This window comes from Bradyrhizobium sp. Pa8 (genome assembly GCF_052588265.1).
Window position 1 is genome coordinate 313,200 of sequence record NZ_CP176767.1, and the last position, 13,380, is coordinate 326,579.

Genomic DNA, 13,380 nt, shown 5'->3' on the forward strand with positions numbered 1-13,380 from the left:
TCCAGATACGGCAAGCCGAGCCCAGGTGACTGGCGAGCCGACGTCATCGTTGAACCGATTATGCGTCCGCCTAACCGGACCCGACAAGGAGCACAAGCTGGACCTTCGGCGAGCGGCCGGCCATGTGGAAGATCAACGCCGCCTGGCGCGACTGTCGCAAATCTGAAACAGGCCCCGGCGTGGCTTTCCAGGTCTTTACCAAAACGCCGGAAGGAGCCCGTGCAGGGCGCCCATGCGCCGCAGGAGGTATTTAGGAACCGCTTTTCACTGATTCGGGACTCGCAATGCGGTTCGGAACACCCTAAATGGCCAACCCGGGTCCCAAGAGACCGTCCAAGAGACCCCTTGGAACAAAAATCAGAACAGCGGCATTGACCGATAACACACAGGGCTAAGGCTTAAGACTATGATGGATCAGCAGAATCTTGGGACGATGCGGCCCGCTTCGGCCGATCCTGCTGCCATTGCGCTGGCCAAAGCCCTCGGACAATGGCCGAAGCCGGCCGGTTCCACCCGTTCCAGCCCGAAAAAGGTGTTCGACACGGCGCCCGCGGCGACGGTCGAGGCGCTCGCCAAGGAACTGGGGCTGCGGCTCGGCGACCAGAACGAGCTGACCATCCGGCGCATCAAGCGCGGCAAGGGCTATTCCTTCGTCCGTCCCAACGGCGCGCATATCCGCGACGCCCGCACCATCCGCCGGCTGCACGCCATGGCGGTGCCACCGGCCTATCGCCACGTGCGTTACTCGGCCGATCCGAGCACGCATCTCCAGGCAGTGGGACGCGATGCCGCGGGCCGGCTGCAATATCGCTATCACGCCGATTGGGAAAAGGTCCGCGAGCACCGCAAGGCGCACCGGCTCGAAAAACTCGTCGGCGCGCTGCCAAAGATCCGGCGCAAGGTCTCGGCGTTCCTGTCGGGCGACGAGCCGACGCGTGAATTCGCACTCTCCGCCGTGATCGAGCTGATCGCGCGCACCGCGATCCGTCCCGGCAACGAATCCTATGCCCGCCTCAACGGCACCCGCGGCGCCACCACGCTGCTGAAATCGAACGTCTCGCTGGAAGACGACTGCTTCGTGCTGACCTTCAAGGCGAAGGGCGGCAAGGCGGTGCGCAAGGAGTGCGACGCGGCCAAGCTGGTGCGCGCCATCGGCATCCTGAACGGCGTTCCCGGCAAGCGCATGTTCCAGTATCGCGACGCCTACGGCATCGTGCGCGCGGTCAGCACCACGCAGGTGAACGCGTTTCTGCGCGAGATCGCCGGCATCAAGATTTCGCTGAAGGATTTTCGCACGCTGATGGCGTCCGCAGTGGTGGTGGAATCGCTGTCGCGGATCACGCCGGCGACCAGCCAGCGCGGCCGCAAGAAGCAGGTGCTGGACGCGATCCGCGCCGCAGCCGACAAGCTCTCGAACACGCCGGCGATCTGCCGCAAGAGCTACGTCCACGACACCATCGTCACCGCCTTCGAGGACGGTATCCTCGAACGCTTCGCCGCGACCATGAAGGGCCAGCGTTCGCAGGCCAGGCGCGAGCAACTTTTGCAGCAGGTGGTGGCGACCGCGGCGGTCTGATCCGCCCGACGTCGCTACATTTTGTCCGACACACCCTTGTCCGGACCGGGATCGCTGCCCGCGGCTGCGCTCGTGAGCCGGCCCAGATAATGCGCCCATCCTTTCGCGTGCGCGGCGGCCTGTTCCTCGGTCGGGAGCCCGCTATGGGTCATGCGCAGCAGCGTGCCGCCGTCGCGCTCGATCAGGTCGATCTCGATCAGGCTCGAGCCGGGCGGCACTTCCTGACCGCCCTCCCAGCCGAACGTATAGGCCAAGCGATGCACCGGCACGACCTCGCGGAAGGTGCCGCGGCCGACGCCGCCACGCGGGCCGATGCCTTTGAGGAGATAGAGCCCGCCGGGATGCGGCTCCGTGGTCGCGTCGGAGCCCATCCAGCTCAGGATTTTCTCGGGGTCGGTCAAATAGGCGAAGACGGTGGCGCGGGGGGCTGCGATCTGGGTTTCGCGTCGCACTACGAACGGCTCGGTCATCGGCGATCATCCCTGGGCTGACACTGGCCACATGGCGGCGGTAGAGCGGTGCGTCAAGGATTGCCCGTGACAAAGACGGTCCACCTTCGCCATCATCGGGCCATGCAACTCTCCCGGACCCTCGCCTGGCTCGTCGATGCTGCCTCGGATTGCCTTGGGGCCGACCGTCTGCTCGCGGAACTCGGTGCTCATCTGGTCGCCGACGGTGTGCCGCTTGCGGCAGGCAGCCTGACGTTGGAGGTGCCGCATCCGCTGATCGCGAAGCGGACCTGGCTGTGGCGCGCGGAGACCGGCCGGGTCATCGAGGCGCTCGGCTTCGCACCAAGTGGGCTGGCGCCCGACCCGCCCAATGACGCCGGTCGCCGCTGGCTGCGCGACATCGCGGGCGGCGAGGTGCACGAAGAGGTGGTCGGACGACCAGATGGGCCGCAACTCGGCTGGATCGGGCCGCGTCCGTTCACCGCAGACGAGATTGAGCAATTGCGCCAGGCTGCGCGTTTCGCCGCGACGCCGCTGGCAGTGCTCGCTGCGCGCGCCACGCTGCGCGCGACGCTCGATGCCTATCTCGGCAAGCGCAGCGCGGAGCGGGTGCTGGCAGCGCCGCTGCGGCGTGATCTCGGCGAGACCATTCAAGCCGCGCTGCTCTACGCGGATCTGCGCAACTTCACGACCTTGTCGGAGACCACACCGCCGGCCGACGTCATCGCAGCGCTCGACGCCTGGTTCGATCGCATCGCCGGTGCCGTTCATGCCTTCGGCGGCGAGGTGCTGAAATTCATCGGCGACGGCGTGCTCGCGATCTTCCCGGTGGTCGAGGCCTCACCGCGCCGCGCCTGCGATGCCGCCCTGCGTGCCGCAGGCGCCGCCGAAGCCGGCATGGCGTATCTCAACGGCGAGCGCGGCGCTCAAGGACTGCCGCCGCTTGCATTCGGGGCGGCCCTTCATCTCGGCGAAATACTCTGGGGCAATATCGGCGCCGCCAACCGGCTCGATTTCACGGCGATCGGACCCGCCGTCAATCTCGCCAGCCGGCTGGAGGGATTGTGCAAGCCCCTGGAACGGACCGTGCTGGTATCGGGGGCGCTGGCCGCAGAGACGGACACGCCTCTCGTCGCGCTCGGATCGCATTCGCTGCGCGGCATCGCTTCGCCATGCGAGGTGTTCGCGCTGCCGGAGGCGCAAGCCCGGATAGCAGCGCTGCCGTAGGGTGGGCAAAGGGGCGCTCTTGCGCGCCGTGCCCACCATCTAACGGCAAGCTCCGGTCTCGATTGGTGGGCACGCTACGCTTTGCCCACCCTGCCGTTCACGTCGATGACATCCCACCCATCTTGCAGACGAGCTTCCACTCTTCCGCCGTCACCGGCTGCACCGACAGGCGCGAATATTTCACCAGCGCCATATCAGCGAGCTTCTTGTCCGCCTTGATCGCGGCCATCGTCACCGGCGTCTTCAAGGGCTTGTCGGCCTTGATATCGACGCAGACAAATTTTTCGGTCTTGTCGGTCGGATCGGGATAGGCCTCCTTGACGATCTCCGCGATGCCGACGATCTCCTTGCCCTCGTTGGAATGATAGAAGAACGCCTTGTCGCCCTTCTTCATGTTCACGAGGTTCTGGCGCGCGGTGTAATTGCGCACGCCGGTCCAGGCCTCGCCCTTGGCGCCCTTCGCCACCTGCTGGTCCCAGGACCACACCGACGGTTCGGATTTCACCAGCCAGTACGCCATGTTCATTCCTCTGCCTTGAAGGGGCGCGTCAACAGCCCCGAGATCGCAGCGTCGATCGTGCTCCGGCCGCTCAGGATCGAAGCGACCGCTTCTGATACCGGCATCTCGATGTTGTGCGAAGCTGCGAGTTCGATCAACACAGGTGCGGTGAACTCGCCTTCGGCAAGCTTGCCCGCGGGCGGCTGCTCGCCGCGGCCCAGCGCAAGGCCGTGCGCGAGATTGCGCGATTGCGGGCTCGAGCAGGTCAGGATCAGATCGCCGAGGCCGGACAGGCCCGTGAGCGTCTCGCCGCGCGCGCCGAGGGCACGGCCGAGGCGCGTGAGTTCGGCGAAGCCGCGGGTCGTCAGCGCGGCCTGGGCGGAGGCGCCGAGCTTGCGCCCGACCGAGATGCCAACCGCGATCGCCAACACGTTCTTGGCCGCACCGCCGATCTCGACGCCACGAACATCTGTCGTGTGATAGGGCCGGAAGGTCGCCGAGCCGAGCGCCTGCACCAGCGCGCTCGCCAGCGCTTCGTCCTTCGCCGCCAGCGTCACCGCGGTCGGCAAGCCGCGCGCGACGTCGTCGGCAAAGCTCGGGCCTGACAGGATCGCCGGCTGCGCGTGAGGTGCGGCTTCCGCGATGACGTCGGTCATGAATTTATGGGTGCCGTGCTCGATGCCTTTGGCGCACGCGACGATCGGCACCGGCTTTGCCAGATGCGAGGCCAGCATGTTGACCGCGCCGCGCAAATGCTGCGCGGGCGTCGCGATCAGCACCATGTCCGCGCGCGCGGCCTCCGCAAGCTCGTGCGTCACGATGATCTCCGGCGCCAGCCGCACGCCGGGCAGCCGCGGATTGTCGCGGGTCGAGGCGATTCGCGCGACATGTTCGCTGTTGCGCGCCCAGAGCGTCACGTTCCGTCCGGCGCGCGCCGCGACCGTCGCCAGTGCCGTGCCCCATGCGCCCGCACCAATCACAGCGACGGACCGGAACGCCGTCATAGCTAGAATCCCGCCCGCGTGTTGCCGTAACCGGCCGGCGCCGTGGCGTTGGCATCGAGCAGCCAGCGTGCGCGGGGTTGGGCTTCCATCGTGTCGGTCATGCCGAGCGCCAAGCGCTCGGCGCCGGCCCAGGCGATCATCGCGCCGTTGTCGGTGCAGAGCGCGGGCGGTGGCATGATCAGTTGCGTCCTGGCCTGCCGCGCGACGTCATGCAGGGCGCCGCGGATCGCCTGATTGGCCGCGACGCCGCCGGCGGCGACGAGGGCATGCGGAGCGCCGAACTGCTCGCGGAAAAGCTTCAGGCCGACGCTCAACCGGTCGGCCGTCGAGTCGAGCACGGCGGCTTGAAAACTCGCGCAGAGATCACTGATATCCTGCGGCGCCATCTCGGTTAACCGGCTCGCCTCGTTGCGCACCGCCGTCTTCAATCCCGACAGCGAGAAATTGGCATCGGGCCGTCCCTGCATCGGGCGCGGGAAGGCGAAGCGCGTGGCATCGCCGCTTGCCGCGGCGCGTTCGACCTGCGGCCCGCCCGGATAGGGCAGGCCCAGCATCTTCGCGACCTTGTCGAAGGCTTCGCCCATCGCGTCGTCGACGGTGGTGCCGAGCCGCACATATTGGCCGACACCGGTGACGGCGACGATCTGGGTATGCCCGCCCGAGGCGAGGAACAGGCAGTAGGGAAATTCAATTCCGTCGGTCAGGCGCGGCGTCAGTGCATGCGCCTCGAGATGGTTGACCGCAACCAGCGGCGTGTCGTGCACCATCGCGATCGCCTTCGCGGTGGTGAGGCCGACGATGACGCCGCCGATCAGCCCCGGCCCCGCCGCGGCGGCGACACCGTTGAGCTGCGCATAGTCGATGCCGGCCTCGTGCATGGCACGGTCGATGATGCCGTCGAGGACGTCGACATGCGCGCGCGCGGCGATCTCCGGCACCACGCCGCCGAAGCGGGCATGCTCCTCGATCTGCGACCGCACGATATTGGACAGGATCTTGCCGCTGCCGTCGGGCGCGCGCTCGATCACGGCCGCGGCGGTCTCGTCGCAGGTGGTTTCAATGCCCAGTACCAGCATTGGCGAATTGTTATCCAATTTGCGCCCTTGCGCTCATCCGTAAAGCAGAGTTCTGGTACGTCCGGTAGCATTCCGGGGTCCACTTGCGCAATCGTCACGCGCAGCCGCCTTCGTGAATGCGTCACCGCCACGTGGTTCGGGAACACAAGCGATGTCCATTCTTGTCACACGGCCGCATCCCGACAATGAGGCGACGGCGCAAAATTTGCGGGCGCGGGGTCATGTGGTGCTGCTCGCCCCGATGCTCAAGTTCGAGCCGGTCGCCTTCCATGACGAGAGTGAGGCCGACTACGGCGCCATCATCGTCACGTCGGGCAATGCGATCCGCGCCGTCGCGCCGCAATTGCAGGATCTTGGCTTAAAGAACCTTGGCCTCCTGAAGCTGCCGCTGTTTGCGGTCGGCGAGCACACGGCTGCCGCGGCGCGCGACGCCGGCTTCGCCGAGGTGATCGTCGCCGGCGGCGATGCCGCGGCCTTGCGCGACAGGGTGATGCAGAGCGCGCGCGACAAGGTGCTGAAGAAGAAAAGCACGCTGCTGTATCTCGCGGGCGCGGATCTGTCGCGCGATCTCGGCGGCGAGCTCGGCGCGGAGGGCTTCAGCGTGGTGACGCAGACCACCTATCGCATGACTCCGGTCAAGATCCTGCCGCGCGATGTCTGCGATGGCTTTGCCGCGCATGGGATCGAGGCGGTGCTGCATTATTCCCGCCGCAGCGCGCGGGCCTTCCTGGATGCGGCACGGGACGAAGGCGTCGAAATCTCGGCGCTGGCGATCCCGCAATGCTGCCTGTCCGAGACGGTCGCCAGCGTGCTGCGCGATGCCGGCGCGTCGCAGGTTCTGGGGGCCGCGACGCCGGACGAAAATGCCCTATTTGATACCTTGGAGCGTGCTTTGCGGACCCGTTTGGCGTAAGAGGTCGGGCCGAATCCGACGCGATCGGGTCCGTTTAGGGCATTTGAGTGTGAGGAACCGTCACGATGGCCGACGACAAGCCTGAAGACGCAGGATTGGCTCCCGAGTCAGGCCGTGCCAAGCGCACCCCGCCCACCATCGACCTTGAGGCAACCGAAGTCTCGACCCAGCCGCAGCCGACGGCGGCCGCCGAACCGGAGGTTCAGCCGACGCCGGAGCAGGCCACGCAAGAGCAGGCCAAGGTCGAAGAGTCCAATTCCGAAGAGGCCAGGCCCGACCCGGAGCCCGCGCATGCGGAGGCCGCGGTTGCTCCCACTCCCGCGTCGGCGCCGGTTTCGCCCTGGGTCATTGCGCCGTTCTCCGGCGCGGTCGCAGCCGCGATCGTGATTGCCGTCGGCTGGATGCTGGGCTGGCCCACCGTGCAGGCGCCGCCGGCCGCGCCGCAGGTCACGAGCGCGACGGTCGACGCGCTCAGCGGACGTGTCGCCGCGGTCGAAGCCAAGGCGGGCAAGCCCGCCGCCGATCCGGCCGTGGTGGCGCGGATCGATGCGCTGGAGAAATCCGCAAGTGCCTTGCGCAGTGACATCGCCAATCTGCGCGCACAGTCCGACAAGACCGCCAACGATGTGAAATCGGCTCCGCGCGCTGCCGCGCCTGATCTTGCCGCTCTCAGCGACCGCATTGCGCAGCTGGAGCGTGCCAGCAAGACGGAGCGCGCCGAGCTCGCACAGCAGGGCGAGAAGATTGCCGACAACAAGGCGACGAATGACAAGCCACTGCGCCATGTCGTGGCGGCGGCTCTGCTCGACGTCGCGGTTCGGCATGGCGATGCTTACGAATCGCAATTGGCCGCGGCGCGGTCGCTCGCGGCCAAGCCCGATATGCTGAAGCCGCTCGACACCTTTGCATCGTCAGGCATTCCGACGCCGGTCGCGCTGAGCCGCGAGCTGCTCAACATCGTGCCAAAGCTCTCTCCGCCGGCGGAAGCCCCGGCCGCCGGTGCCGGCATCGTCGAGCGTCTCCAGGCGGGGGCCTCGAAACTCGTTCGTATCGAGCGCACCGACGGCGTCGGCAATGATCGCGGCGCCATCGTCGCGCGGGTGACGGCGGCTGCGCTCCGCAACGATTTCGCGGAAGCACGGCGCGAGCTGAAGACGCTGTCCGAGGCCGATCGTGCACCGGCACAGGCCTGGCTCGACAAGGCCGATGCTCGCGACGCCGCGCTCGGTGCCTCCCGCAAATTCGCCGACGATGCCATGGCGGATCTCGCCAAGCCCGATCTGGTCAAGCCTGCTCAGTAAAGGTTCGCGCAACAATCAGCGCGTAATAGGGATCGCCATGCTTCGCATCGTCCTCTTCCTCGTCCTGATCGCGCTGGCGGCGGCCGGCGCGGCCTGGGTTGCCGATCAACCCGGCGATCTCGTCCTGACCGCGGGCGGCTTCCGCGCGTCAACGACGCTTCCGAGGTTCGTGTTTCTGCTCGGCGTCTTTGCAGCAGCGGTCGTGCTGGTCTGGAGCATCGTGACGATGATCTGGCGCGCGCCGGGACGCCTGCGCCGCCGCCGTCATGAGAAACGCCATGCGCGCGGCCGCCATGCCATCACCCACGGCCTGCTCGCGATCGGTCATGGTGATACCGCCCTCGCCCGCCGCCACGCCGATACTGCGCGGCGGCTGGCCGCGAACGATCCGCTCGCACTGCTGCTGCACGCGCAGTCGGCCCAGCTCGAAGGCAATCGCGACGAGGCTCAGCGCGTCTTCCGCGTCATGGCCGAGCGCGAGGATACCCGGCTGCTCGGCCTGCGCGGCCTGTTCATCGAGGCGCAGCGCGCCGACGATGCGGTCGGCGCCGTGATGATCGCGGAGGAAGCGATCAAGCTGTCGCCGTCCTCGACCTGGGCCTCGCACGCGGTGCTCGGCTTCCGCTGCGCGCGCGGCGACTGGAGCGGCGCACTCGCGATCCTGGATTCGAATCTGTCCGCGGGCTTGATCGACAAGGCGGCCTATCGCCGCCAGCGCGGCGTGCTGCTCACGGCCCGCGCGCTGGAATTGGAAACCATGGACCGCGACGTGGCGCGCGAGAGCGTGATGGAGGCCATCAAGCTCGCGCCGACGCTGGTGCCGGCCGCGGTGCTTGCGGCCAAGTTCGAGAGCGAAGCGCATCAGGTGCGCCGCTCCATGAAGCTGGTCGAGGCCGCGTGGCTCGCCAATCCGCATCCGGATCTTGCCGATGCCTACGCGCATGTGAAGCTCGGCGATTCCGCACGGCAGCGCTTGCAGCGGGTCGAGACGCTGGCGGCCAAGACGCCGGCCGACAAGGCGGGCCATGTCGAAGGCCAGCTCGCGATCGCGCGCGCCGCGATCGACGCCTCCGAGTTCGCGCGTGCGCGTGCGGTGCTGGCGCCTTACGTCAATGATCCGACCCAGCGCGTCGCGCTGCTGATGGCCGAGCTCGAGCGTACCGAGCACGGCGACGGCGGCCGTGCCCGCGCCTGGACCTTGCGCGCGGTGCGCGCCCGCCACGATCCGGCCTGGACCGCGGACGGTTATGTCAGCGACCGCTGGCGTCCGGTCTCGCCGGTCACCGGCCGTCTCGATGCCTTCCAGTGGCAAACGCCGGTCGCGAGCCTGCCCTCCGACAAGGGCGCCACGATCGAATCCTCGGCCTTCGAGGAGGCCATGCTGGCCGCCCCGCCGCCGAAGCGGGTGACGGCAGCCCCGAGCGAAGCCCCGGTGGAACCGCCCGTGGCTGCACCGGATCCGGTCCCCGCCGCACAGGACAATTCGCCCCCCGAGGCCAAGGAGACGACCGGGGAGGCCGCCAAGGAAGAGCCTGCGGTCACGCCGGCCGCCGAGCCGGTCAATCCTGTGCCTGAGACGGCCGAATCATCGCCGGAGGCGGCAACGCCGGTGTTCCGGACCCGCGCCGACCTCGGCAAGCCTGCGCCGGCCCCGATCCAGGCCGTCATCCCGATCGTCCGCGCCCCCGATGATCCCGGGATCGATGACGAGGGTCCGAGCGATGAATTTGCGGAACAAATCGGCACGCCCAGAACCCATGCAAAGGCCCAGGCCGGCGGCTGGCGCGGATTCTGGTCCCGCTGGGGCGCGTGAGGCACATTTCGAAGCCCGCTCCACCTTGCCAATTCCGGCCACGCCCGATATCAGGAGCGCGCGTATCGGGACCGGCGTCGCGCGGGTCCCGGCAGGGTTCGCCGCAATAGCTCAGTTGGTAGAGCACGTCATTCGTAATGACGGGGTCGGGGGTTCGAATCCCTCTTGCGGCACCATTTATCGCTCTGATTTTTCATTGTTTTCCGAGCCGTTGTTTCGTCCTTGCTCCGATGCAGCCTCGCCGCGAGACGGCATACCGTCGCCTCAGACTTTGCGCAGGCTTTCGACTTCCCACAGCGCCAGTTGCCGCCGGTCGAACGGTGGGACGTAGTCGTCCAGCACCTTGATCGGCGGCGGGAAATTGTAGGGCGGAGCGTTCAAATCGATGGAGAAGAAGTCACCCGTACGGATCGCACGATTTCGGCCAGCCGGGTAAGTGGTGGTCAGGAGATACCTGATGTTGGATCGAAGAATGTTGTCGATTGCTTGAAAAATCATCTCTTCGGAAAGATGAATGAAGCAATCGCGGCAGAGCAGCAGGTCAGCTTCCGGGAGCGGATCATTGCAGAGATCGATCCGGAGGAACGTGCGATCTGGGCGACTGTATTGGTCACCCGTTCGCGCAATCAGTTCCGGAACGATGTCTCCCCCAATGTAGCGAGAAATTGGAAGTTCGATCTTCGACAACCAATGAAAATCACCGCAAGGCAAATCGAGCAGGGTACGGATCCCGAGGTCGCCAACCAGACCAGGAAGGCTTTCTCGCACCCTTTGGGTATTGTGCAGCGTGGATCCGCCGCCGGAGGCGGTTTCCTTGTAACCCCAGACGTTACGCCGATAGATCTCGCCGAACACTTCGCCAGGCGTTCCACGGAGATTGCGCACCATCTGCGTGCGCAACCAGATCAGCGCGGGCTCTGGTAACGTCTGGCGCGCAATGTCGATAGCGGTCGAGAAAAAGGCCGTCTGACGTAACCAGTCTGCAAACTTGTCAAACACATCGCCCCCGTATTGTCGCAAGCTAGACCCGCGCAAATCTGAATTGTTGCGTGCCGCGCTCGGTGGGATCCGGGCTCCGCTCAGTGATGCGAAATCCCTCATGAGCCTGGATGAATGCTTGCTCGGAGATCCAGTTGCGCTCGTATCTGACGAGCTTCTCCTTCGAGGCGAGCGACGACCCTGGACCGTTGTCGCTCAGGTACGATGTCTGAACCTCTCGCCGGGTCTCTTCGCTGATCGGAACGCGGTACCATGCCAACGTTGCCGGCCGAACCGAGCACAGCGCTCTGACGGTTTCCAACGCATCCGGGACGTACTGTATGGCCCCATTCGAGTGGACGAGATCGACACTGCCGAGCCAGTCGGCGGCCTGGTCGATGCGCTCGAAAAACATCAGCCTATCGGTGCCAAGCTCCTTGGCGCGCTGTACCATTGCTGGCGTCTCAACCACCGCCCATCGAATGTCCGGGCATTGCTGGCGCGCCACCTTGTAATGCAGGCCCGCGCCCCCGCCGAAATCCAGAACCGTGTTCATGCCCGCGACCAGCGGCCAGCCGCTGTCCGGGTTGTAGTTGATTGTCTTAAGGAAAATCGTTTCGACCAGTTCCGGGTTCTCGTACCCCTGAACAACCTCTCGCGGCGGCAGCAGCTTACGCTTCACTCGCTGGATGAAGGTCATAATGGGCGGACTCGGCACGCCTTTTGATACGTGTCGAGCGTCTACCACAATCAGAAACATTTGGAAACAATCGTGAGCCGCGCCATCCGTCGCGGCGCGTCCGAGCCTTCACCGGGAAGCACATATCTGTCTGCCCGATTCCGAGACCTTTCCAACGTGACGTTTCGGGTTGATCGCCGCGAATGCAGATCGCGGGTTCAAGACCGAGCGCGCAGTCTACGTGATGACAGTCACATAACGCAGATCATATCTCCCTTAGTCTCCCGGTCACGCAAATACGGGGAGATTTCACATGCGCAAGATCATTCTGGTTGCCGCCATGGTCCTGGCCTCCGCATCTGCCCATGCCGGCGACCGCAGCCTGTCGCTGGCCGCGGCAACGGCCGCTCCGCAAGCCACCACGACCACCGCTCCGACGACGCAAATCAGCGAAGTCGCGCCAGCCACGGAAGCTCCGAAATACGTCGATCGTCCGCCCGCAGTCTCGGCTCCTGCTCCCGCTGTGGCGACGGCTCCTGCCGTGACCGCGACAACGACGACCTCAGCGCCGGCGGCGACAAGCAAGCCCGCCACGAAGACGGCAAAGGCCGCCAAGCCGAAGCACAAGCGCAGCTGGACCGAAGGTCGCATCATCAGCGAGCTGCATCGCCACGGCATCTACTGGTAAGGCCGCGACTCGCTACAAAAGCAAATGGCCGGGCAAGAGCCCGGCCATGCGCGTATTGAGGAAGCGTTTCGGGCTTACTGCGACACCGTCTGCACCACGCTCGTGATCGGACGTGCGCTCGACGTCGGCACCTTCAGGTCCTTCAGCAGCGCTTCGTCATATTCCGGCAGCGTCTGCAGCGTCGCCTTGGCCTTCATCTGCACGACCTTGTATCCGCCAGCCTTCAGCCGCGCGAGCAGCGCCGGCATCGCTTCGCCGGTGTGCTTCTGGAAGTCGTGCATCAGGATGATGCCCTTGCCGAGCTTGTCGAGCTTGGTCATCACGTTGTCGACGATCTTCTCCGGCGTGGCACCCTTCCTGAAGTCGAAGGAGTCGATGTCGGTCGAGAACATCGCGACATTGCGGGTGCCGAAATAGCTCACCATCGCCGGATTGTGCTGAAGCTGCGGGAAGCGGAAGAACGGCGCCGGGGTGGTGCCGAGCGCGAACTTCACCGCGCTGAAGCCCTTCTCGACCTCGTCCTTGACCTGTTGCTCCGTCATCTTCTTGCTGTTCAGGTTGACATGCGACCAGGTGTGCGTGCCGACCGTGTGGCCCTGGGCCAGCACCTGGCGCAGGATTTCGGGATGATAGGTCGCGTGCTTGCCGACCGAGAAGAACAAGCCTTTGGTGCATTCATCTCCGAGCGCCTTCAGCACCGCGGGCGTGTTGACCGGCCACGGACCGTCGTCAAAGGTCAGCACGACCTCCTTGTCGGTGAGGAAGTCGAACTGCTTGAAATGCTCGAAGCCGAAGCCGGGTCCGCCGGTGGTGTCGATCTCGACCACGCGGGCAACGCCCAGCGCGTTCGGATTGGCACATGTCGACCGCTGCTGCACCGGCATGGCCGGAGCGGGCGCAGGTGCCGCTGCCTGAGCAACTGCCGCCGGCCTGGCCGCGATCGCCGCGGTGGTCTCGACGTCATCCTTGGCGGCGAGCTTCGCCTGTGCCGGCAATTGATCGGCGGCACGGGCGGCCGTTGTTTTGGGGGCGCCCTGATCGGCGCGCGCGGAATAATAAAACCAACCGCCGGCGGCGATCACGACCGCCGCAACTACACTGGCCAGCATCAGGCCCAACGCATTACGCATCGCTATTCTTTCCAATTACGCAACCAACCCGGCGGAATCTCCCGCGC

13 protein-coding genes and 1 tRNA gene are annotated in these 13,380 nt (G+C 66.0%); 7 read left to right on the forward strand and 7 right to left on the reverse strand.

Annotated features, from left to right (window positions below; all coding sequences use genetic code 11):
* Nucleotides 1-406 precede the first annotated feature (406 nt).
* Nucleotides 407-1,576, forward strand: coding sequence for a DNA topoisomerase IB (locus tag ACKWRH_RS01425; RefSeq protein WP_445219019.1), 1,170 nt, complete (start codon nt 407-409; stop codon nt 1,574-1,576).
* Nucleotides 1,577-1,590: 14 nt separating this feature from the next.
* Here ACKWRH_RS01425 and ACKWRH_RS01430 read toward each other — a convergent pair whose 3' ends face one another.
* Nucleotides 1,591-2,046: an SRPBCC family protein gene (locus ACKWRH_RS01430; RefSeq protein ID WP_248880921.1), complete on the reverse strand. Its 456-nt coding sequence runs from the start codon at nt 2,044-2,046 to the stop codon at nt 1,591-1,593.
* A gap of 102 nt (nt 2,047-2,148) precedes the next feature.
* On the opposite strand from ACKWRH_RS01430, the gene ACKWRH_RS01435 reads away from it, so the two are divergent.
* Complete coding sequence (locus tag ACKWRH_RS01435) at nt 2,149-3,252, forward strand: adenylate/guanylate cyclase domain-containing protein (protein ID WP_445222602.1); 1,104 nt, start codon at nt 2,149-2,151, stop codon at nt 3,250-3,252.
* A gap of 97 nt (nt 3,253-3,349) precedes the next feature.
* On the opposite strand, the gene ACKWRH_RS01440 is transcribed toward ACKWRH_RS01435, so the two are convergent.
* Genes ACKWRH_RS01440 through tsaD form a run of 3 tightly spaced genes read right to left on the reverse strand, consistent with a single transcriptional unit; the run spans nt 3,350 to nt 5,831 of the window.
* Complete coding sequence (locus tag ACKWRH_RS01440; RefSeq protein ID WP_445219020.1) at nt 3,350-3,772, reverse strand: EVE domain-containing protein; 423 nt, start codon at nt 3,770-3,772, stop codon at nt 3,350-3,352.
* Between the two features lie 2 nt (nt 3,773-3,774).
* Nucleotides 3,775-4,755, reverse strand: coding sequence for an NAD(P)H-dependent glycerol-3-phosphate dehydrogenase (locus ACKWRH_RS01445; protein WP_445219021.1), 981 nt, complete (start codon nt 4,753-4,755; stop codon nt 3,775-3,777).
* Nucleotides 4,756-4,757: 2 nt separating this feature from the next.
* Nucleotides 4,758-5,831 carry a tRNA (adenosine(37)-N6)-threonylcarbamoyltransferase complex transferase subunit TsaD gene (gene tsaD, locus ACKWRH_RS01450; RefSeq protein ID WP_445219022.1) on the reverse strand — a complete coding sequence of 358 codons (1,074 nt, stop codon included), beginning with the start codon at nt 5,829-5,831 and terminating at the stop codon, nt 4,758-4,760.
* 151 nt (nt 5,832-5,982) lie between these two features.
* On the opposite strand from tsaD, the gene ACKWRH_RS01455 reads away from it, so the two are divergent.
* From ACKWRH_RS01455 to ACKWRH_RS01470, 4 genes are all read left to right on the forward strand, one after another.
* Complete coding sequence (locus ACKWRH_RS01455) at nt 5,983-6,744, forward strand: uroporphyrinogen-III synthase (RefSeq protein ID WP_445219023.1); 762 nt, start codon at nt 5,983-5,985, stop codon at nt 6,742-6,744.
* A 65-nt stretch (nt 6,745-6,809) separates the two neighbouring features.
* Nucleotides 6,810-8,045: a hypothetical protein gene (locus ACKWRH_RS01460; RefSeq protein ID WP_445219024.1), complete on the forward strand. Its 1,236-nt coding sequence runs from the start codon at nt 6,810-6,812 to the stop codon at nt 8,043-8,045.
* Nucleotides 8,046-8,082: 37 nt separating this feature from the next.
* On the forward strand, nt 8,083-9,858 hold the full coding sequence (locus ACKWRH_RS01465) for a heme biosynthesis HemY N-terminal domain-containing protein (RefSeq protein WP_445219025.1): 1,776 nt from the start codon (nt 8,083-8,085) through the stop codon (nt 9,856-9,858).
* A gap of 100 nt (nt 9,859-9,958) precedes the next feature.
* Nucleotides 9,959-10,034 (forward strand) — tRNA-Thr (locus tag ACKWRH_RS01470).
* A gap of 88 nt (nt 10,035-10,122) precedes the next feature.
* On the opposite strand, the gene ACKWRH_RS01475 is transcribed toward ACKWRH_RS01470, so the two are convergent.
* Nucleotides 10,123-10,857, reverse strand: coding sequence for a class I SAM-dependent methyltransferase (locus ACKWRH_RS01475; protein WP_445219026.1), 735 nt, complete (start codon nt 10,855-10,857; stop codon nt 10,123-10,125).
* A gap of 22 nt (nt 10,858-10,879) precedes the next feature.
* The gene (locus ACKWRH_RS01480) at nt 10,880-11,536 is read right to left on the reverse strand and encodes a hypothetical protein (RefSeq protein WP_445219027.1); all 657 of its coding nucleotides are present in this window, start codon (nt 11,534-11,536) and stop codon (nt 10,880-10,882) included.
* 292 nt (nt 11,537-11,828) lie between these two features.
* Here ACKWRH_RS01480 and ACKWRH_RS01485 point away from each other — a divergent pair, with 292 nt between their 5' ends.
* A complete protein-coding gene (locus ACKWRH_RS01485) occupies nt 11,829-12,203 on the forward strand; it encodes a hypothetical protein (RefSeq protein ID WP_445219028.1) in 375 nt (124 codons plus the stop codon).
* Between the two features lie 74 nt (nt 12,204-12,277).
* On the opposite strand, the gene ACKWRH_RS01490 is transcribed toward ACKWRH_RS01485, so the two are convergent.
* Nucleotides 12,278-13,333 carry a polysaccharide deacetylase family protein gene (locus ACKWRH_RS01490; RefSeq protein WP_445219029.1) on the reverse strand — a complete coding sequence of 352 codons (1,056 nt, stop codon included), beginning with the start codon at nt 13,331-13,333 and terminating at the stop codon, nt 12,278-12,280.
* Nucleotides 13,334-13,380 lie beyond the last annotated feature (47 nt).

Excerpts from the sequence above, each read along its gene's own strand:
- ACKWRH_RS01445 (WP_445219021.1), bottom strand. The coding sequence starts at position 4,755 with ATGACGGCGTTCCGGTCCGTCGCTGTGATTGGTGCGGGCGCATGGGGC.
- ACKWRH_RS01480 (WP_445219027.1), bottom strand. The coding sequence starts at position 11,536 with ATGACCTTCATCCAGCGAGTGAAGCGTAAGCTGCTGCCGCCGCGAGAG.
- ACKWRH_RS01435 (WP_445222602.1), top strand. The coding sequence starts at position 2,149 with ATGCAACTCTCCCGGACCCTCGCCTGGCTCGTCGATGCTGCCTCGGAT.
- ACKWRH_RS01460 (WP_445219024.1), top strand. The coding sequence starts at position 6,810 with ATGGCCGACGACAAGCCTGAAGACGCAGGATTGGCTCCCGAGTCAGGC.
- ACKWRH_RS01430 (WP_248880921.1), bottom strand. The coding sequence starts at position 2,046 with ATGACCGAGCCGTTCGTAGTGCGACGCGAAACCCAGATCGCAGCCCCC.
- ACKWRH_RS01490 (WP_445219029.1), bottom strand. The coding sequence starts at position 13,333 with ATGCGTAATGCGTTGGGCCTGATGCTGGCCAGTGTAGTTGCGGCGGTC.
- ACKWRH_RS01440 (WP_445219020.1), bottom strand. The coding sequence starts at position 3,772 with ATGGCGTACTGGCTGGTGAAATCCGAACCGTCGGTGTGGTCCTGGGAC.
- ACKWRH_RS01465 (WP_445219025.1), top strand. The coding sequence starts at position 8,083 with ATGCTTCGCATCGTCCTCTTCCTCGTCCTGATCGCGCTGGCGGCGGCC.
- tsaD (WP_445219022.1), bottom strand. The coding sequence starts at position 5,831 with ATGCTGGTACTGGGCATTGAAACCACCTGCGACGAGACCGCCGCGGCC.
- ACKWRH_RS01485 (WP_445219028.1), top strand. The coding sequence starts at position 11,829 with ATGCGCAAGATCATTCTGGTTGCCGCCATGGTCCTGGCCTCCGCATCT.
- ACKWRH_RS01455 (WP_445219023.1), top strand. The coding sequence starts at position 5,983 with ATGTCCATTCTTGTCACACGGCCGCATCCCGACAATGAGGCGACGGCG.
- ACKWRH_RS01425 (WP_445219019.1), top strand. The coding sequence starts at position 407 with ATGATGGATCAGCAGAATCTTGGGACGATGCGGCCCGCTTCGGCCGAT.